This window comes from Nocardioides insulae DSM 17944 (genome assembly GCF_000422825.1).
In the GTDB taxonomy this organism is placed as follows: domain Bacteria; phylum Actinomycetota; class Actinomycetes; order Propionibacteriales; family Nocardioidaceae; genus Nocardioides; species Nocardioides insulae.
Genome location: NZ_AUGU01000014.1, coordinates 165894 through 187801, shown reverse-complemented (window position 1 = coordinate 187801; position 21908 = coordinate 165894). Strand labels below are relative to the sequence as shown.

The following is a 21908-nucleotide window of genomic DNA, read 5'->3' as shown; positions in this document are numbered from 1 at the left end:
CGTAATTACGTAACGACGCGGCAACGTACCCAGACCCGGGAGGATGTGTCAACGATCACTCACCATCTCCCTCGACGGCCCGAGCCGCCACTTCAGCCGCGCTGATGCCAGCCCTTCGAATGCCGTTGCAGCGACTCCACGATCGAGGCAGACCTCGGTGCGATCTCCACACTCGGACCGACCACCCCCACCGCCGCGACCACTCGACCACGCTCGCGAACCGCGACCGAGATGCCGTCGACCTCCGTGTCCTCCGCTGTCCCAGGAAGGACCACAGTGCCCGTTTCACGAATCCCGTCCAGGCTGGAGAGGAACTCCGCGACCCGATGTTCGTCCTCATCACCGAGCGTGTCGAGATACGCCCACAGGTCGCGCTTCTCCCAGTCGGCGAGCAGCACCCACCCGGTCGAGGTCCGGATCAGTGAGCGACGAAAGAAGCGCTCGGCAAGGTAGGCGGTCCGTGGATCGGTCGAGCAGTGATCGATGTAGATCACATCGGGCCCGACCGCGACCGCGAGAACAGCGGTGGTACTCCCTGTCTCGGCATGGAGCTCTACCAGATCCTGATGGACGATCCGGTTGACCACCCCGCGACCGGCGAGCAAGTTGATGAAGTACGGCGCGACACCGAGCCGGTACTCGCGAGCTCGCTCGTCGAGGTAGCCGGCCGCCACCAGCCCGTCCACCAATCCCTGCACCGAGGACACCGGCGCATCCAGGTGTCGAGCGATCGCGGTCAGGGACAGTCCATCGGAGCGGGCGACCAGCTCGAGGATCGCCGCCACCCGATCGACCATGCGATGTCTCTGGCGCACGCGCGACGGACGTTCGATCTCGGCCATCACCACTCCTTCGCGCATCGGGACCGACCCGCACATCATGACGGAAGGCCGCGACACCCGCCTGCCATTGACCCGAGTCGATAGGCATCGTAGCGTGCTACGTAATTACGTAACCCCATCTTGATTCTCGTAAGGCGGCCATGTCCACTCCCATGCTTCCGCGCGATCCCCAGGACGGCCTGAGCGCGCCTGCGCCCCAGCTACCACTCACCGGTATCCGGGTGCTGGACCTGAGCACCGTCTTCATGGGTCCTTACGCCGCCCAGATACTGGCCGAGTGGGGCGCCGATGTGATCAAGGTCGAGACACCCGACGGGGATCAGGTGCGCAAAGTTGCGGACGCCACCGGGCGCGGCCTGGGGCCGGTCTTCGTCAACGCCAACCGCGGCAAGCGGTCGGCCGCCCTGGACCTCAAGTCCGACAGCGGTAGGCGGGCCCTACACGCGCTGGTACGCGACGCCGACCTGTTGATGCACAACGTTCGTCCCTCGGCCGCTGCCAGGCTCGGCATCACCTGGGAGGCGCTTTCGCCGCTCAACCCTCGGTTGGTCCACTGCGCGTTTCGAGGGTACGGCGCCGGCGGTCCGTACGCCGACCTCCCCGCCTACGACGACGTCATCCAGGCGGCCAGCGGCATCGCGGCGGCGGAGGCAGTCGGCGGCTCCGCCCCGGCGTACTGGCGCTCTGCCGCCGCCGACAAGGTGATGGGGATCTACGGCGCCGCAGCGGCCTGCGCCGCGCTGCGCGCCCGCGAGGTCAGCGGAGTCGGCCGCCCGGTAGAGATCCCGATGTTCGAAGGGATGGCCTCCTTCACCCTTCTGGACCGCCAAGGCGGCTGGGTCACCGACCCGCCCAGCGGTCCGACCGGCTACGTGCGCACCGACTCAGCACATCGACGCCCTTACGAGACCACCGATGGTCACTTGGCCGTGATGATCTATACGGACAGGCACTGGCTTCGATTCTTCGACCTGATCGGCCGACCCGAACTGGCCGCCGACCCGCGCTTCGTCGACCTCGGTGCGAGGACCGAGAACATCGACCAACTCTACGAACTGCTCTCTGATGAGATCCGCACCCGGAGCACCTCGGAGTGGCTGGAGGCACTGGCCGAGGCGGACATCCCTCATGGACCAGTCAACTCCGTGGAGGATCTCTTCTCGGACCCCCACCTGCGCGCCACCGACTACTTCCAAACCCTCGACCAGCCGGGGGTCGGGCCGGTACGTCTGGCTCGCTCACCGCTCAGCCTCGGCGCACCGCCGTTGCCACCGGCACCGGCGCCCGGACTGGGAGAGCACACCAGAGCCGTGCTCCAGGAGGTCGGCCTGGACCAGGACTCGATCGAGGAGATCTGCGCGGCGGGTGCGTAGTCAGCCGCGTGAGCGGGCGTGACGCGGACTCACAGCCGCTTGCCGAAGCAGCGGGAGAGCGGCTCGCCGGCGTAGTGCCCGAAGCCGGGGATCGCTTCGTACCCGGAGGATAGATAGAGCGCGATGGCTTCGGGCTGGCGGACGCCGGTCTCGAGCACGACCGCCTCGAAGCCGGCCGCACGGACACCGTCTTCGACCGCGGCCAGCATCCGGCGCGCGTGGCCTCGTCGCTGGGCCGCCGGGACGACGTACATCCGCTTGATCTCGGCGGTGCGGGTGGTGCCGAGCCGGTCCACGCCGCTGCGACGCCAGGCACCGGTCGCGACGGCCTCGCCGTCGGCGTACCCGACATAGAAGCTGCCCTCCGGCGGTAGGAATTCGGCGACCTCGACCGGGGACTCGTCCGGGCCGCCGTACCGCACGACGTACTCCTTCTGCACCAGCCCGATCAGTCGGTGGGCGTCGGGGTGGTCGTAGCCGACCGGCCGGATGGTCAGATCACCGTCACGGACACCGGTGAGAGGCGTGGACTGCACGCTGCGAGAATACGTCGCATGGACCTGCGGATTCCCACCGACCTCCTCCCCGCCGACGGACGCTTCGGGTCCGGTCCCTCCAAGATCCAGGTCTCCCACGTGGACGCCCTCGCGGCCACCGGCACCGCACTGATGGGTACCTCTCACCGCCAGCCGCCGGTCAAGGGCCAGGTACGCCGGGTCCGCGAGGGGCTGGCGAGGTTCTTCGACCTCCCCGACGGCTACGAGATCGTGCTCGGCCTGGGCGGCGCGACGGCGTTCTGGGACATTGCCACCGCCGGGCTGATCCGTCGCCGGAGCCAGCACCTGCGCTTCGGCGAGTTCTCCGCGAAGTTCGCCACGGCCGCGGCCCTGGCTCCGTGGCTCGAGGAGCCGCAGGTGATCGCCTGCGAGCCGGGCGCCCGCACCGCCCCCGTCGTGGACGCCGACGTGGACGTCTACGCCTGGCCGCACAACGAGACCTCCACCGGCGTGATGGCGCCCGTCCTGCGGCCGGAGGGGGCGACCGCGGACCAGTTGGTCCTCGTCGACGCGACCTCCGGGGCGGGCGGTCTGCCGGTCGACCTGGCCGAGACCGACGTCTACTACTTCGCCCCCCAGAAGTCCTTCGCGTCCGACGGCGGGCTGTGGCTGGCCGCCATGTCCCCCGCCGCGATCGCCCGTGCCGAGGAGATCGGCGCGAGCGACCGGCACATCCCGGCGTTCTTCTCCCTCCCCACGGCGATCGAACAGTCCCGGCTCGACCAGACCTACAACACCCCCGGCGTGGCCTCGCTGTTCTTGATGGCCGAGCAGTTGGACTGGATGAACGGCGAAGGCGGACTGCCCGCCATGGTCGCGCGCACCAGCGCCTCCTCGGCCACGCTCTACGACTGGGCGGAGCGTTCCCCGGTCGCGTTCCCCTTCGTCACCGAGCCCGCCCACCGGTCCCTGGTGATCGGCACCATCGACTTCGTCCCCGAGGTGGACGCCACGGCCCTCTCCGCGGCACTGCGGGCCAATGGTCTCGTCGACACCGAGCCCTACCGCAAGCTCGGCCGCAACCAACTGCGCATCGGCATGTACCCCGCCGTCGACCCCGCCGACATCGAGGCCCTCACCGCCTGCATCGACTGGCTCGTCGAGCGTCTGTGATGGACCGCCCCTGACCCACCCGCCGACGCCAAATGGCTCAGCGGGCGGGTGGGCTCAGCGGGCGGGCGCCGGCTCGGCGAGTCGGCGCAGTACGTGCTCGACCAAGGTGATCAGGGTGGCCTTGGTGGTACGACGGTCGCGGGCGTCGCAGGTGACCACGGGGATGTCGGCGCGCAGGGCGAGTGCCTCGCGGACCTGATCGGCGGTGAAGCCCTGGTCGGCGGCGAAGACGTTGTGCGCCACCACGAACGGGATCTCCCGCGACTCGAAGTAGTCGATCGCCCCGAAGGAGTCGGCCAGACGACGGGTGTCGATCAGGACGACCGCACCGATCGCCCCCTTGGTGAGGTCGTCCCACATGAACCAGAAGCGGTTCTGCCCCGGCGTACCGAACAGGTAGAGGATCAGGTCGGAGTCCAGTGAGACCCGGCCGAAGTCCATCGCCACGGTGGTCGTGGTCTTGTCGGGGACGGCGCTGAGATCGTCGACGCCGAGGCTGGCCGCGGTCATCACGGCCTCGGTGGTCAGCGGCACGATCTCGGAGACCGAGCCCACGAAGGTGGTCTTGCCGACGCCGAAGCCGCCGGCGATCACGATCTTGGCCGACTGGGTCGCCTGGCTGCTGTCAGTCACGGGATCTCCTCACAGGTTCCGCAGGCCGCGCAGGACGCGGTGCAACAGGGACTCGTCGGGCCCGCCGGACACGGAGTCCGGTCCGGCCGGCTCGTGCACGCGGACCACGCCACGGTCGGCCAGGTCCGACACCAGCACCCGGGCCACACCCAGCGGCACCTGGGCGAGGGCGGCGACCTCGGCCACCGAGCGGCTCTCCCGGCACAGTTCGGCGATGGCGCGCTCCTCCGGTGAGCGCACGTGGCCCTCCAGCACGTGGCGGTCGGTGTGCACCAGCGCTTCGAGCGGGTACGCCGTACTCGGCCTGGTCCGTCCGCCGGTGAGGGCATAGGGCCGGACCAGGCTCAGCGGGTCCTCGGGCTCGCTCACTGCCCCGGTCCGCGGGTGGCCGGGGTGAGCGCGGTCGCGACCTGCGCGATGAGCAGCTGCATCTGGTAGCCCACCTGGCCCAGGTCGCACTCGGGGCTCGCCAGCGCCGCCAGGCTGGAACCCTCGCCGACCTGCATCACCACCAGGTAGCCGCCGTCCATCTCGATCACCATCTGCTGCACGGCACCGGCCGAGAAGCAGCGGGCGGCGCCCTGGGTGAGGCTGGTGAGCCCGGAGGTGATCGCGGAGAGCTGGTCGGCCCGGTCGGACGGGAAGCCGGACGAGCTGGCCATCGGCAGGCCCTCGGCGGAGACCAGGATCGCGTGCGCGATGTCCGGTGTGCGCTGGGTGAGGCCCTCGACGAGCCAGTCGAGGCCTGCGGGAGCGGTGGTCATGCGTGGTCCCTCCGTTGCTGTGTCATCACCGATCGGCCCACTCGTCGACCCGATCGGCGTCGTGCTCGGCGTCGTGCTCGGCGTCGTGCTCGGCGGTCGGGTCGGGTGCGGCCGCCGGGTCGGCGCTGCGGGCCTGGCTGACCCCGCGCTGGAAGCTGGCCAGCCCGCGGGCGCGGCGTTCGTCGGGGGTGCGCGACGTGCCGGCCGGCCGGGCGGGCCCCTCGGCGGCGCCCGGCACCAGGTTGCGCCCCGGCACCCGCTGAGGCAGCCCGTGGGCGGTGACCGCAGGCTGGGTCTGATCCTGCCGGGCACCGACCTCGGCGGCCCGGCGCCAGCCCTCGTCGCCCGGTGAGGACCAACCGCCGGCCGTCGCGTCGCCGGCCTCGGCGCGCATCCGCTTGCCGCGGTAGCGAGACTCCAGCGACGTACGCCGGGTGAACCACTCGGACTGCATCCGCGCATAGATCGGCGACTCGTCGCCCGGACCCGCGGCCGCCGAGCCGACCGGGTCCAGGGGCGCGGAGAGCGGGTCGTGGGTGGCCTCGTGCGCCCAGCCGGACGCGGCCGGCACGATCGGAGCCGGCGGCACGATCGGCGCGGTCACGATCGGCACGTCGGCGGTGTCGTCGGGGGCTCGCTCCGAGCGCACCACGGGGGCGGGCGCCGTCCATCCTGCCGCCACCGGGGCGGCAGCGGGGGGCGGGATCGGCGCCTTGGCGGGCACCCGGTCGGTGACCGGCCGCAGGGCGAGGTTGGTGTCCTCGAGTGAACCCGTGTCGTGGGCGAGATCGCTCGCCAGCGCCTCGGCCGGTACGACGACCCGGGCGCTCACCCCGGTCGGGGCGTTCGGGACCAGGTCGACCGCGAGCCCGTGTCGGGCGGCGAGACGCGCGGTCACCACCAGGCCCATCATCCGGCCGGCGTCGGCATCGAGGCCGGTGGTGCGCTGCAGCTTGAGGTTGGCCGCGGCCAGCTCTTCGGCGGACATGCCGATGCCCTGGTCGCGCACCTCGATCACCAGCCGGCCCTGCTGGTCGCGGGTGGTGCCGACGGTGACGGGGGTCTGCGGCGGCGAGAAGTTCGTCGCGTTCTCGATCAGCTCGGCGAGCAGGTGCACCACGTCGCCGGCCACCCGGCCCTGGAAGGACGCGGTCTCGGCCGAGTCGACCGAGACCCGGGCGAACTGCTCGATCTCACCGGAGGCGGCCCGGAGGACGTCGAGCACGGGCGCCGGGGTGCGGCTCCCCTGGCCGGTGTCGCCACCCGCGATGACCATCAGGCTGTCGTCGTTGCGGCGCATCCGGGTGGCCAGGTGGTCCAGGCGGAACAGGTGGGCCAGCTCGTCCGGGTCCTGCTCGTTGGCCTCCAACTGGTCGATCAGGCGCAGCTGCTGGGCGACCAGGCTCTGGCTGCGCCGGGAGAGGTTGACGAACATGGCGTTGACGTTGGCCCGCAGCCTGGCCTGCTCGCCGGCCAGCCGGACCGCCTCGGCATGCACCTCGTCGAAGGCTCGGGCGACCTCGCCGATCTCGTCGCGACGGGCGACCCCGATCGGTGCGACCGAGGTGTCCATCGGGCCCTCGGCGTCCTCGAGTTCGCGCACCCGCGCGGGGAGGCTCCTCCCCGCGATCTCCAGGGCGTCCTGCCGGAGCCGGCGCAAGGGAGCGATGATCGAGCGGGCCGCGAGAGCGGCCAGGGTCAGGGCTACCAGTAGGACGGCGAGGATGGTGACCGCGGTGATCAGGGCGGTGCGCTGGGCGTCGTCGCGGGCCGCGGTGACCTCGGAGGCCAGGTCGGTGGCGGCGCGGATGATGACGCCCTGGAGTTCCTGGACGAAGTCGGCGGAGAGCGACATCCACTCCTCGGGACTCATGTCGATCCCGTCGACGTCGCCGTCCTCGATGATCGTCGCCACCCGGGCCTGCATCGGGGCACCGATGCCGCCCTCGGTGCTGGTGTCGTGGGTGAGCTCGTCGAAGCCCGCCTGGGTCGCGGGCGAGGTCTCCTCGTAGAACGTCCGGCTGGCAGCCGTCCAGGCGTCCTGCGCCCGGGTGAGCGCGACCAGCTGTTCGTGCGAGATCTCGCCCTCCGCGAGGGCCTCCGCCACGATCAGGCGCTCGGCGCCCAGCGCCTCGGAGGCGGTGCGGGTCTCGCCCAGCGCTTGGGTCTGCTGGTAGATCCGCTCGTCGTCCAGCGCCGGCAGGTGCCCGGTGAGACCGAGCAGGGTGTTGACCGTGTCCGTGTACTGCAGCCGCGCCCGGTCGGCGGTACGCCGCTGCTGCACGTCCTCGCGCATCGTGCCGAGGTCGTCCAGCGAACCGGTCACCGCGGCGAGGTCCTGCCGTAGCGCGGTGTCCTCGGAAGCGTCGATGCCGGGCGTCTCGGCCCGCCAGGTGTCGGCGTACCCGTCGGTGGCGGACTCGACCTGCTCCACCATCGGGTCGGGGGCGCCGGCGTAGAGCGTGTCGCGCTCGGTGATCATCGCGATCGCGAGGCGGAAGGTGTCGGGGAGGGTCTCGGCCAGGCTGGCCGCGCGCGCCGCCTCGGCGCTGTCGGTCAGCGCGGCCCGCATCTGGACCCCGCCGAGCGCGAGGACGGCGAGCACCGGCACCAGCAGCACGCCGACCAGGCGCGGACGGATCCCGTGCAGCCCTCGACGGCGCGAGGTGTCCCTCGTCGATGGCTCGGCCATGTGATTCCTCCGGACTCGGCGCGGACAGACCGACAGGCTCCCGAGTGAGCACCGCGGTCAGCTGTTCCGGAGGCCAGGCGGTCCCCCGACCCGAGCTCGACATCCGGTTTCGGCGTGTCAACCTAGGCCACAACCTCGCCACGACCCAACCCCGGGTCCGGAGGCACCGGGGATCCGGGGCCTCGCGGGTCACCCGGGATCGGGGCGTGGGAGTGCAGGGCTGCCCGAAGCCCGATGCCGGACCGGCGCCCGAGGCGGCCGGTCCGCCCTGGGTCCCCACCCTGGGGGCCCGGGTCCTGCCTGACCCCAGCGCTCAGCGTGGGCGCAGCGAGCGGAGCAGGACCACCACGATCAGGACGGCGACGGCCCCACCGAGGATCCACGGCCACGGGTCTCGGGGGAGGTTGTCCTCGAGTGCCGGATCGGCCGGATCGGCCGAACGTTCCGCGGCTGGTGCCGAACCGTCTCGGGTGGAACCGGTCGCGCCGGCTTTGGGATCGGCCGGGGCCGGCGGCGCGAGCGCGCGGCGTACGTCGGCGGGGAGCCGCAGCCACAGCACCGGGGCCCGGACGCCCTCGCTGCCGGCGTAGACCCGGCCGGCCTCGTCGACGGCGAGCGTCTCTCCCTGCTCCTGGTCGGGCAGGGCCCAGGAGGTGAGCGGCTCGAAGTCCGGGAAGGTGTAGAGCACCGCCCTGGTGTAGTTGCGCAGGATCGCGTGCCGCCCGTCCGGCAGCACCGCGCCGTCGGTGGCGAGCGGGAGGACGCCGCCGGCGAGCGGTCGGAGTTCGCCCGTGCCCCGACCCAGGCGCGCCGGCGCGGCGTACACCTGTCCTCCCAGGAGGCCCTTGGTCACGACGTAGAGCCGGCCGGTATCCGGGTCGGCGAGCAGGGTCTCGGCGTCGTGGGCCCCGTCGGGATAGGTCAGTGCGTGGACGGTGGCGGTCGCCGTCCGCTCCCCCGGTCCGACCGGCACCCTGCGGACCTCGATGCTCTCCCGCTCGGCCCGGTTGTCGCCCAGGTCGCCCACCCACACCTGGCCGGCGCCGGCAGGGGCGAGGGCCTCGACGTCGAGGGGCTCCTCGGACCAGTGGGTGGTGCCGACGGTCTCCCCTGCCCCGTCCACGGTGAAGACCCGACCGGTGTCGCCGGAGTCGTTGACCGTGGCGAAGAGTCCCCCGGCCGCGGTCAGGCCCGAGGACTCGGTGATCTCGGGGTCCTGGAAGCGGAAGACCTCCCGCGCCTGGTCGCTCGGCGCCGCGGCCGCCCCGATCAGGAACGGCACCGCCACCAGCAGCGGTACGACGCCGCCGAGCGGGATCCGCACGGTCAGTCGCCGACCGGGTCCAGGCCCAGCAGGACCCCCAGCTTGGGCCGCAACTGCCAGGTGGTGACCAGTTCGTCGTACTCCTTGCGGACCGAACCGCCCTTGACCGGACTGCCGGTCAGGGTCGCGCGGAGCATGGTGTTGCGCGGGGTGTGCTGGCTCTCCACGAACTGCACCACGTCGACGCGGTAGCCCTGGAGCCGCATCAGCGAGGCCCGCAACCCATCGGTGAGCGTGTCGGCGAACCGCTCCCGCAGGATGCCGTGCCGGGTGAGCATGGAGTACGGCGCCGGGGTGGGTGCGCGGCGGAGCTGGGCGGCGATGTCGTGGTGGCAGCAGGGAGCGGCGAGAACCAGCGGCGCACCCCAGCGGACCGCGCGGGCGAGCGCGTCGTCGGTGGCGGTGTCGCAGGCGTGCAGGGCCAGCACCACGTCCGGCTCCCGGTCCAGTTCGACCCCGTCGATGGTGCCGACCTCGAAGACGGCGTCCATGCCCAACTCGGTGGCGACCGCGCTGTTGTGCTCGCGGGACTGCTGCTTGACGTCGACGCCGGTCACCACGACCGGCAGCTCCTTGACCGTGGTGAGGTAGCGCTGCGCGGCGAAGGTCAGATAGCCGTTGCCGCAGCCCAGGTCGACGATCCGGAGCGGGTCCTCGGCGGTCGGCCGGCGCAGGTGGCCCTTGCCGATCGCCTCCGCCACGCTGGTCTCGAGCAGCCGGAGGAACTCCTCCACCTGGCGGTACTTCGCCTGCCGGCTCGGCTTGATCCGGCCCTCGTGGTCGCTGATGCCCAGGGCCCGGAAGACCGGGTCGTCCTCGGGCAGCAGCCGCTGCTTGGCCTGGTCGTGCGACCGGTCGGGGACGCCGTCGCCCTCGCCGCCCTCGCCTCCGGCCGGGTCGGCCGGGGTGCGCGGCTTGGTGTTCACCATCGCCTCGAGCTTCTTGGTGACCCGGACGGCGTGGTGCTCGGTCGTGGTCTCGACGTTCCAGTGGCCGAAGGGCTCATCCAGCAGGGCGTCCACGGCGTCGCGGGCCGCCGCACCTGCCGGGTGGTTGGCGGTGTGCGCCTGGGTGGCGTCGTAGCTCACCACCTGCAGGTGGGTGCCGGACTTCAGGTCGACGTAGCGCACCTCCACCCGCCGCCAGGCGGGCTCGGCGCCCCGCCGTCGGCCGGAGGCGACGGCCTTGACCAGCACGTCGGGATCCAGGATCAACCCACGCATCCGGTTGAGCGCGCGGAGCAACGGTTCGGCGGGCATCAGCGGAGCACCTGCGCGACGAGCACGATCAGCAACAGCCCCACCAGCGCCGCGGGGATGATGAAACGGCGATGGCGGGGATTCACGCGCTCCAGTGTAGGAGCGCGCGCAGCGCTCGTCGCATCCTCACAGGCGGGAGGCGAACAGTTCGGCGAGGTGCAGCGTCGGGACGTCGGCGAGGTCGTCAAGCTGGACCCGGCAGGACATCCCGTCGGCCAACACCACCGCGTCCGGCTGGGAACGGACCGCGGGCAGCAGGTGGGTCTCCGCCACGGCGACCGAGACCTCGTAGTGCCCGTCCTCGACCCCGAAGTTGCCCGCCAGCCCGCAGCAACCGGGCACCTTGGTGACCTTCGCGCCCGCCCGTTCGAGCAGCGCCTGGTCGGCGGCCCACCCGAAGACGGCGTTCTGGTGGCAGTGCGGCTGGGCCACGACCTCGTAGCCGGTGAGGTCGGGCAGTGGCAGGTCGAGGTCGGTGACGAGCTCGGCGAAGCTCCTCATCCCGGCCGCGACCGTCCCGGCCTCGGGTAGGTCGCTGAGCTCCCGGGAGTCGCTGCGCAGGGTGGCCAGGCAGGAGGGTTCGAGGCCGATCACCGGCACCCCCGAGGCGACGTACGGCGCCAGCGTGCGCACGGTGCGGTCCATGATCGCCCTGGCCTGGTCGAGCTGACCGGTGGAGATCCAGGTCAGACCGCAGCAGGCCCGTTCGGAGATCACCCGCACGGTGAGGCCCTGCGCCTCCAGATAGCGCACCGCCGCCCGCCCCGAGGACGGGAAGAAGTGGTCGGTGAAGGAGTCGGCCCACACCCACACGTCCGGCGCGTGGTCGGCGGTACGCCGGCTGGCCGAGCGGCCGGCCAGCTTGGCGCCCCGGCGCAGGGTGGTGGTCGCGAAGGTGGGTACGCCGCGGCGCCGGTCCATCCCGGCGGTCCTCTTCGCCAGGGCCGCGATCGGCCTGACCTTCATCGAGGCGTTGGCGAGCGGCGCCAGCGGTGCGGCCAGCCGCGACCACACCGGCAGCCGGCCGAGCAGGTAGTGCGAGAGCGGACGCCGCTTGGTGGCGTCCTCGCCGTCGTAGGTCTGGTAGAGCGCTTCGGCCTTGTAGGTCGCCATGTCGACACCGCTGGGGCAGTCGGTCGAACAACCCTTGCAGGCCAGGCACAGGTCGAGCGCCCCGGCGACCGCGTCGTCGCCGAGCCCGTCCACCAGGGCACCGTCCAGCGCCTCCTGGAGCACCCGCGCCCGGCCGCGGGTGGAGTCCTTCTCGTCCTTCGTCGCGAGATAGGACGGGCACATCACGCCGCCGGTCCTGGGGGCCACGCACTTGCCGACCCCGGTGCAGCGGTGCACGGCCGCGCCCAGGTCTCCGTCGTCGTGGAGCAGCCGCAGGCCGCGGTTCTTCGGGAGGTGGACCGGGCGCACCGGGCGCAGGTCGTCGGTGATGGACGCCGGGTCGACGATGTTGCCGGGGTTCAGCAGGCCGTCGGGGTCGCAGATCTGCTTGACCGCGCCGAAGAGGCCGATCGAGGTCTGGTCGTACATGTAGGGCAGCAGTTCGGAGCGGACCCGGCCGTCACCGTGCTCGCCGGACAGGGTGCCGCCGTACTCGCTGAGCTTGACCGCGCACGCGGTCATCACCTCACGGAACACCGCGGCGCTGTCCGGCGACCCCGCCTCGAACGGGAAGTCGATGCGGCAGTGCAGGCAGCCGTCGCCGAAGTGGCCGTACGGGATGCCCTGGACGCCGTGCGCGGCCAGGATCTCCTCGAAGTCGCGCAGCCACGAGCCCAGGTGCTCGGGCGGGACGGCGGCGTCCTCCCAGCCGGAGTAGGCGGGGGTGGGCAGGCTGCGTCCGGCCAGTCCGGCGCCGTCCTCCCGGATCCGCCACAGCGCCGCGGCCTCGGTGAGGTCGGTGACCAGTCTGGAGTCGAGCGCCTGACCGTCGGCGCGGAGCCGCTCGACCAGCTCGGGGGCGTCCTGGCCCGCGATCTCGACGAAGAGCCAGCCCGCGCCGCGGGGCAGTGCCGGGACCGGCTTGCCCTGCTGCCGCACCAACTCCACGATCCGCGCGTCCATCCCCTCGCACGCGATCAGCCGGCCGGGCGCACTGGCCAGCAGCGCCGGCACCGCCTCGGCCGCCTCGATCATCGAGGCGTAGCCGAGCACCAGCAGCAGGCGGCCCGGCTCGTCGGCGACCAGCCGCACCCGGGCCTGGAGCACCGTGGCCAAGGTGCCCTCGGACCCGACCAGGAAGCGTTCCACCCGCCGACGCTCGGGCAGCAGATGCTCCATCGAGTAGCCGCTCACCTGCCGGCCGAACCGGCCGAACTCGGTCCGGATGTGGCCCAGGTGCCCCTCGGCCAGCTCGGCCAGCCGGGCCGCGGCCCCGCCCACCGCGGCACCGGCCGCGCCCACGGACGCTCCGAGACTCGCCACCTCGCCGGTGCCGAAGACCACCTCGAGTCCCTCGACGTTGTCCACCGTGCGCCCATAACCCAGCGCCCGGGACCCGCACGCGTTGTTGCCGATCATCCCGCCGATCGTGCAGCGGGTGTGCGTGGAGGGGTCCGGCCCGAAACGCAGCCCGTACGGCGCCGCCGCCCGCTGCAGGTCGGCATGGACCAGGCCCGGCTCGACCAGTGCGGTCCGGGTCGCGGGATCGATCTCGAGCACCCGGTTCAGATGCCGGGTGTCGACCACGATCCCGGGGCCGACCGCATTGCCCGCGATCGAGGTACCCGCCCCGCGCATCGTCACCGGCACCCCCAGCCGACGGGAGACCTCGTGCACCGCCAGCACCTCATCGCGGTGCCGCGGCACCGCCACCACCCGCGGCACGACCCGGTAGAGGCTGGCATCGGAGCTGTACAGCGCCCGCGCCAGGGTGGAGTCGTCCACACCCTGCACACCGGCCCGCATCAGTTCGCGGGTCACCTCGGCCGCCTCGCCGGTCACCTGCGTCGACGTCACCGTCTCGGTCATCGCCCCTCCTCCGGGCGGTACCGCCCCGTCGTCATCCACACCGTCCAGCCCAGCAGCAGGGCCAGGAACACACCGATCACCGACCATCCGGAAGCGCCGAGCTCGGCCGGTCGCGCCTCGGCGGCGCGCACGGTCAGCAGCAGCACCGCGCTCAGCAGCGCCATCACCAGGGCGCCGATCAGCCACAGGTCGTCGAGCAGCCGCCGCGTCGCCTCGCGTGCCCGCTCCGGGGTCGTGAGCCACCATTGCTTGTACGGCAGGTTCAGCCAACCCGACGCGATCCCGGTACGTGACACCCGACGCGGCAGGTACTCGAACAGCGCCGTCATGCCCACCCCGAGTACGCCGAAGAACACCAGCGCCTCGGTGCGGGACCCCCACCGGTCCGCGACGCCGGTCGCGCCGAAGTGCAGGGGCACCTCGGCGGGCAGTCGCACGACGGCCACGACCCAGGCGCCGGCGTACACCGCCACCATGAGCCGAAAGAGCAACCGCACGGGTGCAGTCTCCCATCGCCGCCCGGCGCTACGGACGGCGCCCGCGCACACGGACACCCGCCTGGACCGAGCGGGGGACTCGACAGGCCGGTGTCGACCGGTGGTCAGGACCCGAGGTCGTCGCCGGGGCCCCGCCGGGAGGCGGCCGTGAGGGCCGAGCGGACGACGTCGAGGACCTCGATCTCGCCGGCGTCGATCGCGGCGCGGGAGATCCAGGCGACCTCGTCGGTGGTGCCGTCCTGCTCGACCACACGCGGCTCGGCGCCCGGCCGGACCGTCGCGGCGAAGACCAGGTGGACCCCGTGGAAGTCCTCGTGCCGACCGCTGGGCGCGGTGCCGGTGACGGACACGTCGTCGACCTCCAGCACCTCACCGATCCGGGCCTTCAGGCCGCATTCCTCACGCACCTCCCGGACCAGCGCCTCCCGCGGGGACTCGCCGAAGTCGATGCCGCCCCCCGGCAGCGTCCAGGCACCGGAGTGGAAGCCCCGCTCGGAGATACGGGTGAGCAGCACCTGCTCGGGTCGGGTGATGAGTGCGTAGGCAGCGACCCGCTGCAACCGGGTGGGACGGTGCACCGCCAGCGCCTCGCGGACGAGTTCGAGGGTGCCGACCTTGCCGGCCAGGACGTCGTCGAGACGGAGCCAGGCCGCTTCCTCGGTGGAGCCGCCGACCTCGGTCGTCTGCGGGGGTGGCGCGTCGAGGGGCACCCAGCCGTCATAGACGATCCGCAGGGCGTGCGAGTCGACCCGCCGGCCGCGCCGCCAGGTGTTGGCCCGGTGCGCGGAGAAGACCCATGCCGTCTCGCCGATCTCCACCGGCAGCCCGGTCTCCTCGTAGACCTCACGCACCACCGCCTGGCGCGGGTCCTCACCGTGGTCGAGCCCGCCCCCGGGAAGGGTCCAGGTCGGCCGGCGTACCAGGGCATCGGAGAGTCGGCTGAGCAGGATCATCAGCTCGCCGGTCTTGGCGTCGGGTCGCAGGATCACGGCGTACGCCGCCACCCGCTGCACCTTGGGCAGCTTGTGATGACGCGGCCGGCGTCGCGAAGGACCAGAACTCATGCGGGGCCCCCTCGGCGTTGTTCGGGGGAGCGCAGCGGAGGACAAGAACGGCGTGGGGTGTTCATGCGGGGCCCCCTCGGCGTTGTTCGGGGGAGCGCAGCGGAGGAGAAGAACGACGTGGGGTGTTCATGAGAACAGCGGCCTGTGGTCGTGGGCGAGGGAACGCCGCCCGGCCCACCGCCACACCCGTGCGGCCCGGTCGCGGTCCTCGTCGGTGACGAGGTTGCCCATCCACCGCAGGGCGAGGGTCATCAGCAGGTCCGAGCGCATCCCCACCGGCCCGAGCGCGGCGACCAGCCTCGGGTTGGTGGCGATGCCGGCCAGCCGGCGGGCGATGGAGAAGGCCTCGCCGTAGTGCTCGCGCAGCAGCGCCGGCCAGATCACGCCGAGGTCCTCGGGGCCGGCGCCCTCGGTGAGCACGCCCGCGATCATCCGGCCGGTCTCCAGGCCGTAGTCGATGCCCTCGCCGTTGAGCGGGTTGACACACCCGGCGGCGTCACCGATCAGGGCCCAGTTGCGGCCGGCGACCCCGCTCACCGCGCCGCCCATCGGGAGGAGCGCGGATGCCTCGGCGCGGAGTTCGCCCTCGAGGCCGAACTCGGCACGGCACTGCTCGGCGTACAGGCGCATCAGCGGCTTGATCGCCACCTCGGCGGGTCGCTTCGCCGTGGCCAGGGTGCCGGCGCCGAGGTTGACCTCGCCGGGCCCGCCGCCGGCGGAGCCGAGGGGGAAGATCCAGCCGTACCCGGAGAGGACACTCCCCTGTTCGTCACGCAGTTCGAGATGCGAGCTGATCCAGGGGTCGTCGCTGCGGGTCGAGCGGATGTAGGAGCGGCCGGCGACGCCGTACACGGTGTCGCGGTGCCAGCTGCGGCCGAGCACCTTGCCCAGCGGCGAGCGGACGCCGTCAGCGACCACCAGTCGCCGGCAGCGGACCTCGTGCTTGGTGCGGTCGGGCGCCCGGAAGACGACCCCGGCCACGCGGTCGCCCGACCACCTGACCTCGACGGCCTTGTAGCCGTCGATCGCGTTCGCGCCGCTCTTGATCGCCACGTCGCGCAGATGGTCGTCGAGCTCGGTACGCGGGACGGCCGACCCCCAGTCGGGGAAGCCGGCGCCGGGCCAGGGCAGCTCCAGGGTCTGTCCGAAGCCGTGCGCCCGCAGCCCGCGGTTGACGGTGTGGGCGCGGAGCCAGTCGGCCAGGCCGAGTCTGGTCAGTTCCCCGACGGCGCGCGGGGTGAGCCCGTCGCCGCAGGTCTTGTCGCGGGGGAACACGGCCATGTCGGCGAGGAGTACGTCGGTGCCGGCGCGGGCGAGCCAGGCCGCGGCTGCGGATCCGGCCGGTCCGGCCCCCACCACCAGCACATCGGTCGAGGCAGGCAGCACGGCGGTCATGACCTGCATTGTTCCAGCCCACCTGTGATCGCGCGCCGCACCCCCGATCCGGGCGCGACTCACCCGGGCCCAACTGCCGGTGATACCTTCTTGCAAGTTGCTCGCAACAATGACTGTGGCAGGAGGAGCCGGGTGCGATCCCCGACATCGACGGTAGTGCCGAGCCCTGACACCGTCTCCGTCCCGACCGATCCCGACCCGCTCGGCCTCCGGCGACGCGCGCGCCGAGCCCGGTGGTGGCTGGCCGGTCTCTCCGGCCTCCTGATCCTCAGCATCCTGGTCGCGGTCGGCGCCGGTCCGGTGACCATCCCACCCGACCAGGTGGCAGGCATCCTGGGCCATCACCTCTTCGGTCTCGACGCGCCCAGCGCTTCGGCCGCGCAGGACGCGATCGTGTGGCAGGTGCGGTTCCCCCGCGTGGTGCTGGGCGTGCTGGTGGGTGCCGGCCTGTCGATCTGCGGAGTCGCCCTGCAGGCGATGGTCCGCAACATGCTGGCCGACCCGTACCTCCTGGGGATCAACTCCGGCGCCTCAAGCGGCGCCGCCGCCGCGATCCTGTTCGGGGTCGGGGCGAGCTTCGGGTCCTACGCGCTGCCGGCCAGTGCATTCCTCGGCGCCCTCGGTGCCTCCCTCCTGGTCCTGCTGCTCGCCCGTGCCGGCGGACGCGTCACCTCGCTGCGACTGCTGCTCTCCGGGGTGGCGGTCGGCTATCTGCTCTACGCCGTCACGAGCTTCCTGATCTTCGCCTCGGGGTCCGCCGAGGGCGCCCGGTCGGTGATGTTCTGGCTGCTCGGCTCGCTGAGCCTCGCCCAGTGGGACGGCCTGCTCGCGGTGGCCGCGGTGGCCGTACTCGTCAGCGTCGCACTGCTGACCCTGTGGGGACGCCGCCTGGACGCACTCACCGTGGGTGATGAGACCGCCCACACCCTGGGCATCGCCCCCGACCGATTCCGGCTGATCCTGCTCGTGGTGGTCTCGCTGTGCGTCGGCGTACTGGTCTCCGCGGCCGGCAGCATCGGCTTCGTCGGCCTGGTCATCCCGCACCTGGCCCGCCGCGCCGTCGGCGCGGCCCACGCGGTCGCCGTACCCGTGGCCGCCCTGATGGGCGCGATCCTGCTGATCTGGGCCGACGTGCTCGCCCGGATGCTGCTGCAGCCGCAGGAGATCCCGATCGGCATCATCACCGCCCTTGTCGGAGCCCCGTTCCTCATCACCCTGATCCGGCGCTTCCATGCCCGCGACCTCTGACTGCGTCACCTCGACTCAAGGAGCCCCATGCCCCGCCTGCACCTGATCCGTCCCATGGTCGGCCTCGTCGCCGTGGGTCTCGCCGTCGCGGCCTGCTCCGGTGGCGAGACATCGGAGGAGGCCGCCACCGGTTCGGACCAGTACCCGGTGACGGTCGAGAACTGCGGTGCCGAGGTCACCTTCGACGCCGAGCCCGAGCGGGTCGTGATGCTCAAGAGCGCCGCCGTGCCGTTCCTGCACGACCTCGGGGTGATGGACCGGGTGGTCGCGCGGGCGGGCGCCTACCCGGATGCCTACTACGACGAGGAGACCCTCGCCGAACTCGACGAGATCCCGACCCTCACCGACGAACTCGACTCCTCGGGCCACCTGCAGATCTCCAAGGAGATCGTCATCGCCCAGGAACCCGACCTCGTGCTCGGGGAGGTGGAGAACCTCTCCCGCGAGACCCTCGGGGCGGTCGACATCCCGCTGATCGAGGAACCGGCGCTGTGCTCCGAGGGCGGTGACACCGACCCCAGCTTCGAGGACATCTACTCCCAGATGGACCTCTACGGCACCGTCTTCGACAAGGCGGACGCCGCCGACCAGGCCAACAGCGACCTCGAGAAGCGGGTCGAGGAGATCACCGCCGAGGCGGAGCAGGACGTCGCCGGCCAGGGCGAGCGCACCGCGGCCGTGCTCTACCCGACCGTCGGCGGCGGCACGACGTACGCCTACGGCAACCAGAGCATGGCCGACCCGCAGTTGGAGGCGGCCGGGTTCACCAACGTCTTCGGCGACACCGACGAGCGGGTCTTCGAGGTGACACTCGAAGAGCTGCTCGGCCGGGATCCCGACGTGATCGTGCTGCTCTACAGCGAGGGTGACCCGCAGAAGGTCGAGGAGGCGCTGACCTCGCTCCCCGGCGCCGAGCAGCTCACCGCGGTCAAGGACGACGAACTGCTGCCGATGCTGTTCAACTTCACCGAGCCGGCCACCCCGCTCACCGTCGACGGTCTGGAGACGATCGTCGACCGCTTCGACACCCCCGAGGGCGATTCCGGAGGCGATTCCGGAGGCGACGGCTCGTGATCACCGGCACCGACCTCTCCTTCCGGTACGACGAGCGCGCGATCCTCGCCGGCGTCGAGCTCACTGCGCAGCCCGGGCGGGTGCTCGGCCTGATCGGCCCCAACGGCGCCGGCAAGACCACCCTGCTGCGGCTGCTGTACGGCGCCCTGCGCTCCCCCACCGGTGAGGTGCGGGTCGACGGGGACCCGCTCGCCTCGATCAACGCCCGCGAGACCGCCCGACGGCTCGCGGTCGTCGTCCAGGAGAGCGGCACCGACACCACCCTCACCGCCGCGGAACTGGTGTTGCTGGGCCGGATCCCCCACCTGTCCACCTTCCAGCGCGCGGGCGCGCGCGACCACGAGATCGCCACCACCGCCCTGGAACGGGTCGGGGTGAGCCATCTCGGCCGCCGCCCGTTCGCGGCGCTCTCCGGGGGCGAGCGGCAGCGGGTGCTGATCGCCCGCGCCCTGGCCCAGGAGGCGACCCACCTGCTCCTGGACGAGCCGACCAACCACCTCGACATCCGCTACCAGCACGAACTGCTCGAACTGGTGAGCAACCTGGGCACCACCTCCGTGGTGGTGCTGCACGACCTCAACCTGGCCGCCCGCTACTGCGACGACCTGGTCCTGCTCGGCACCGAGCACCTGGTCGCGGCCGGTCCCACCAGTGAGGTCCTCCGGCCCGAGCTGCTCGAACCCGTCTACGGCATCGGCGTCCAGCGCCTCGACCTGGACGGGGGCATCCATCTCATCTTCCACCCGCACGGCAGCAAGAACGCGCCGGCGAACACCCCACCCCATGCCTCGGCCCTTGCCTCGGCCCACCTCACGGAGGACCTCGTGACCAGCACGTCCAGCGCCCCGACCGTCCAGGACCGGATCAACGACTACTGGACCATGCGCGCCCCCGAGTACGACGCCTACCAGCGCCGTCCGGAGCGCCGCGAGGTCGACCTGGCCGCCTGGTCGGAGATCTGGTCCGAGGCGCTGCCCAGCGCTCCCGCGGACGTCCTCGACCTGGGCACGGGCAGCGGGTACGTCGCCTTCGTCCTCGCCCAGCTCGGCCACCGCACCACCGGCATCGACCTGGCCGAGGGCATGTTGGCTGCGGCTCGCGCGCACGCCGCGGAGCTCCCGGCGGAGGTCCGGCCGACCTTCGCCCACGGCGATGCCGTCAAGCCGCCGTACCCGCCGGCCAGCTTCGACGCCGTGGTGGGCCGCTACGTCGCCTGGACGCTGCGCGAGGCCAAGGACGCCGCGGTCAACTGGCACGACCTGCTCCGCCCCGGCGGCACCCTCGCCCTGGTCGACAGCACCTGGTTCCCCGAGGGCATCGCTCCGGACGGCATGATCGCCGACCAGTACGACGCGTCCGTGCAGGCCTCTCTTCCGCTGCACGATGCCGACTCCATCGAGCGCACCGCCGATGTGGTCCGTGCGGCCGGCTTCGTCGACGTCGAGGTCACCCCGCTCACCACGATCCTCGAACTCGACCGTAGCCACGGCGTGGCTCCCGGTCACGAGGTGCAGACCCAGTACCTCATCACCGGTCGCCGGGCGTGAACGGCGTGGTGCTGGTCACAGGCTGAGCGTGGCCGGCACCGCTCCCCCCGGTGTCCACATCGCGAGAATTCGCTCTCACGGACTGAGACGTGCGAACGTGAGGCGCCGCCCGGGCCGGAACCCGGCACGGTCGGCGTCCCCATCCTCCGTGCTCGCGTGAAAGTCCCTCCCTTGTCCGTCGCATCCGACTCCAGCACCGCCACCGCCCAGACCCCGGTCAATCCCCGCTCGCGGGTGCTCATCGCCAGCCTCATCGGCACGACGATCGAGTTCTACGACTTCTACGTCTACGCGACCGCCGCAGTCCTGGTCTTCCCCGCCCTCTTCTTCCCCGAGGGCGACCCCACCACCGCGCTGCTCTCCTCCTTCGCGGTCTTCGGTGCCGCGATGGTCGCCCGCCCGATCGGTGCGATCTTCTTCGGCCACCTCGGTGACCGGCTCGGGCGCAAGACCACCCTGGTGATCTCCCTGCTCACCATGGGCATCGCCACCATCCTGATCGGCCTACTGCCGACGTACCACTCGGTCGGATGGATCGCCACGGCGCTGCTCGTGCTGATGCGGATCGCGCAGGGCTTCGCGCTCGGCGGCGAGTGGAGCGGTGCCGCTCTGGTGGCGACCGAGAACGCACCTGAGGGCAAGCGCGCCCTGTTCGGCACCTTCCCCCAGCTCGGTGCGCCGCTGGGCTTCATCCTGGCCAACGGTCTGTTCCTGATCATCGCCCTGGCGCTCCCCTCGGCGGCATCCGACCCCTCCTCCCCCTCCCAGGCGTTCCTGGACTGGGGCTGGCGGATCCCGTTCGTGTTCTCCGCCGTCATGGTCGCCGTCGGCCTGTGGGTGCGCCTGCGGCTGGTCGAGAGCGAGACGTTCACCAAGACCCGTGAGGCAGGGCTGGTCCAGAAGCTCCCGCTGGCAACCGTCTTCCGCACGCACACCAAGCAGCTGGTGCTCGGCACCTTCTTCATGCTCGCCACCTACGTGCTCTTCTACCTGATGACCACGTTCTCGCTGAGCTTCGGCCGCACCGCGACCGACGCCGCGGTGCCCGGGCTCGGCTACAGCTACACCACGTTCGTGCTGATGCTGATCTTCGGCGTCCTCTTCTTCGCCCTGTTCACCCTCGTCTCCGGGCCCCTCGCCGACAAGTACGGCCGTCGCCGCACCCTGATCTGCGTGACCACCGGCATCATCGTCTTCGGCCTGGTCTGGGTGCCCCTCATCGACCTCGGCACCGTCGGCGTCGTGCTCTGGCTGGTCATCGGCTTCACCCTGATGGGCCTCACCTTCGGGCCGATGGGCGCCCTGCTCCCGGAGCTCTTCCCGACCAGCGTCCGCTACACCGGCTCCGGCATCTCCTACAACATGAGCTCCATCCTCGGCGCCGCCGTCGCCCCCTTCATCGCCGTGGCGCTGTGGAAGTCCGGCGACGGATCCCCCGCCCTGGTCGGCGTCTACCTCTCCTCGATGGCCGTCCTCACCCTCATCGCCCTGATCCTGGGCAAGGAGACCGGTAAGACCTCGCTCGACGAGGTCGACTGAGGCCT

General features: G+C 71.8%; 18 protein-coding genes. 6 read left to right on the top strand and 12 right to left on the bottom strand.

The features are described 5' to 3' along the window. Nucleotides 1-92: 92 nt before the first annotated feature. Nucleotides 93-842 carry a helix-turn-helix domain-containing protein gene (locus tag G515_RS0105180; RefSeq protein WP_028659299.1) on the bottom strand — a complete coding sequence of 250 codons (750 nt, stop codon included), beginning with the start codon at nt 840-842 and terminating at the stop codon, nt 93-95. Between the two features lie 140 nt (nt 843-982). Here G515_RS0105180 and G515_RS0105175 point away from each other — a divergent pair, with 140 nt between their 5' ends. Then, nucleotides 983-2215 carry a CaiB/BaiF CoA transferase family protein gene (locus G515_RS0105175; RefSeq protein ID WP_211220950.1) on the top strand — a complete coding sequence of 411 codons (1233 nt, stop codon included), beginning with the start codon at nt 983-985 and terminating at the stop codon, nt 2213-2215. Nucleotides 2216-2244: 29 nt separating this feature from the next. On the opposite strand, the gene G515_RS0105170 is transcribed toward G515_RS0105175, so the two are convergent. Beyond that, the gene (locus tag G515_RS0105170) at nt 2245-2751 is read right to left on the bottom strand and encodes a GNAT family N-acetyltransferase (protein WP_245565216.1); all 507 of its coding nucleotides are present in this window, start codon (nt 2749-2751) and stop codon (nt 2245-2247) included. A gap of 18 nt (nt 2752-2769) precedes the next feature. Here G515_RS0105170 and serC point away from each other — a divergent pair, with 18 nt between their 5' ends. Continuing rightward, nucleotides 2770-3885, top strand: a complete 1116-nt coding sequence (gene serC, locus G515_RS0105165; protein WP_028659296.1) for a phosphoserine transaminase — start codon at nt 2770-2772, stop codon at nt 3883-3885. A 54-nt stretch (nt 3886-3939) separates the two neighbouring features. Here the strand turns inward: serC and G515_RS0105160 are convergent, their stop codons facing one another. From G515_RS0105160 to G515_RS0105110, 10 genes are all read right to left on the bottom strand, one after another. Then, nucleotides 3940-4518, bottom strand: a complete 579-nt coding sequence (locus G515_RS0105160; RefSeq protein WP_028659295.1) for a GTP-binding protein — start codon at nt 4516-4518, stop codon at nt 3940-3942. 9 nt (nt 4519-4527) lie between these two features. Next, on the bottom strand, nt 4528-4887 hold the full coding sequence (locus G515_RS0105155) for a DUF742 domain-containing protein (RefSeq protein WP_084653121.1): 360 nt from the start codon (nt 4885-4887) through the stop codon (nt 4528-4530). Then, a complete protein-coding gene (locus G515_RS0105150; protein ID WP_028659293.1) occupies nt 4884-5282 on the bottom strand; it encodes a roadblock/LC7 domain-containing protein in 399 nt (132 codons plus the stop codon). Before G515_RS0105150 ends, G515_RS0105155 begins: the two co-directional genes overlap by 4 nt. A 25-nt stretch (nt 5283-5307) precedes the next feature. Beyond that, nucleotides 5308-7974, bottom strand: coding sequence for a sensor histidine kinase (locus tag G515_RS19610; RefSeq protein WP_036554342.1), 2667 nt, complete (start codon nt 7972-7974; stop codon nt 5308-5310). Between the two features lie 313 nt (nt 7975-8287). Continuing rightward, nucleotides 8288-9298, bottom strand: a complete 1011-nt coding sequence (locus tag G515_RS19605; protein WP_051217897.1) for a hypothetical protein — start codon at nt 9296-9298, stop codon at nt 8288-8290. Between the two features lie 2 nt (nt 9299-9300). Further along, nucleotides 9301-10557 (bottom strand): class I SAM-dependent methyltransferase, encoded by a 1257-nt coding sequence (locus G515_RS0105135; RefSeq protein ID WP_028659292.1) that lies wholly within the window; start codon nt 10555-10557, stop codon nt 9301-9303. Between the two features lie 126 nt (nt 10558-10683). Beyond that, a complete protein-coding gene (locus G515_RS0105125) occupies nt 10684-13539 on the bottom strand; it encodes an FAD-binding and (Fe-S)-binding domain-containing protein (RefSeq protein ID WP_051217896.1) in 2856 nt (951 codons plus the stop codon). Continuing rightward, on the bottom strand, nt 13536-14036 hold the full coding sequence (locus tag G515_RS19600; RefSeq protein ID WP_157571010.1) for a DUF1648 domain-containing protein: 501 nt from the start codon (nt 14034-14036) through the stop codon (nt 13536-13538). The genes G515_RS0105125 and G515_RS19600 overlap by 4 nt, the downstream gene beginning before the upstream one ends. A 104-nt stretch (nt 14037-14140) precedes the next feature. Continuing rightward, nucleotides 14141-15100, bottom strand: coding sequence for an NUDIX hydrolase (locus G515_RS19595; RefSeq protein WP_051217894.1), 960 nt, complete (start codon nt 15098-15100; stop codon nt 14141-14143). A 126-nt stretch (nt 15101-15226) separates the two neighbouring features. Continuing rightward, nucleotides 15227-16495, bottom strand: a complete 1269-nt coding sequence (locus tag G515_RS0105110; protein WP_028659290.1) for a geranylgeranyl reductase family protein — start codon at nt 16493-16495, stop codon at nt 15227-15229. Between the two features lie 156 nt (nt 16496-16651). On the opposite strand from G515_RS0105110, the gene G515_RS0105105 reads away from it, so the two are divergent. From G515_RS0105105 to G515_RS19580, 4 genes are all read left to right on the top strand, one after another. Beyond that, on the top strand, nt 16652-17743 hold the full coding sequence (locus G515_RS0105105) for a FecCD family ABC transporter permease (RefSeq protein ID WP_028659289.1): 1092 nt from the start codon (nt 16652-16654) through the stop codon (nt 17741-17743). Nucleotides 17744-17770: 27 nt separating this feature from the next. Continuing rightward, on the top strand, nt 17771-18817 hold the full coding sequence (locus G515_RS19590; RefSeq protein WP_051217893.1) for an ABC transporter substrate-binding protein: 1047 nt from the start codon (nt 17771-17773) through the stop codon (nt 18815-18817). Continuing rightward, nucleotides 18814-20364, top strand: coding sequence for an ATP-binding cassette domain-containing protein (locus G515_RS23585; RefSeq protein ID WP_084653119.1), 1551 nt, complete (start codon nt 18814-18816; stop codon nt 20362-20364). Before G515_RS19590 ends, G515_RS23585 begins: the two co-directional genes overlap by 4 nt. A 171-nt stretch (nt 20365-20535) precedes the next feature. Continuing rightward, the gene (locus tag G515_RS19580) at nt 20536-21903 is read left to right on the top strand and encodes an MFS transporter (protein WP_157571009.1); all 1368 of its coding nucleotides are present in this window, start codon (nt 20536-20538) and stop codon (nt 21901-21903) included. The last annotated feature ends 5 nt before the right edge of the window (nt 21904-21908 follow it).

Coding starts and splice junctions, on each gene's coding strand:
- G515_RS0105150 (WP_028659293.1), bottom strand. CDS start 5,282: ATGACCACCGCTCCCGCAGGCCTCGACTGGCTCGTCGAGGGCCTCACC.
- G515_RS0105175 (WP_211220950.1), top strand. CDS start 983: ATGTCCACTCCCATGCTTCCGCGCGATCCCCAGGACGGCCTGAGCGCG.
- G515_RS0105180 (WP_028659299.1), bottom strand. CDS start 842: ATGGCCGAGATCGAACGTCCGTCGCGCGTGCGCCAGAGACATCGCATG.
- G515_RS0105135 (WP_028659292.1), bottom strand. CDS start 10,557: ATGCCCGCCGAACCGTTGCTCCGCGCGCTCAACCGGATGCGTGGGTTG.
- G515_RS0105110 (WP_028659290.1), bottom strand. CDS start 16,495: ATGACCGCCGTGCTGCCTGCCTCGACCGATGTGCTGGTGGTGGGGGCC.
- G515_RS19595 (WP_051217894.1), bottom strand. CDS start 15,100: ATGAGTTCTGGTCCTTCGCGACGCCGGCCGCGTCATCACAAGCTGCCC.
- serC (WP_028659296.1), top strand. CDS start 2,770: ATGGACCTGCGGATTCCCACCGACCTCCTCCCCGCCGACGGACGCTTC.
- G515_RS19610 (WP_036554342.1), bottom strand. CDS start 7,974: ATGGCCGAGCCATCGACGAGGGACACCTCGCGCCGTCGAGGGCTGCAC.
- G515_RS0105125 (WP_051217896.1), bottom strand. CDS start 13,539: ATGACCGAGACGGTGACGTCGACGCAGGTGACCGGCGAGGCGGCCGAG.
- G515_RS19590 (WP_051217893.1), top strand. CDS start 17,771: ATGCCCCGCCTGCACCTGATCCGTCCCATGGTCGGCCTCGTCGCCGTG.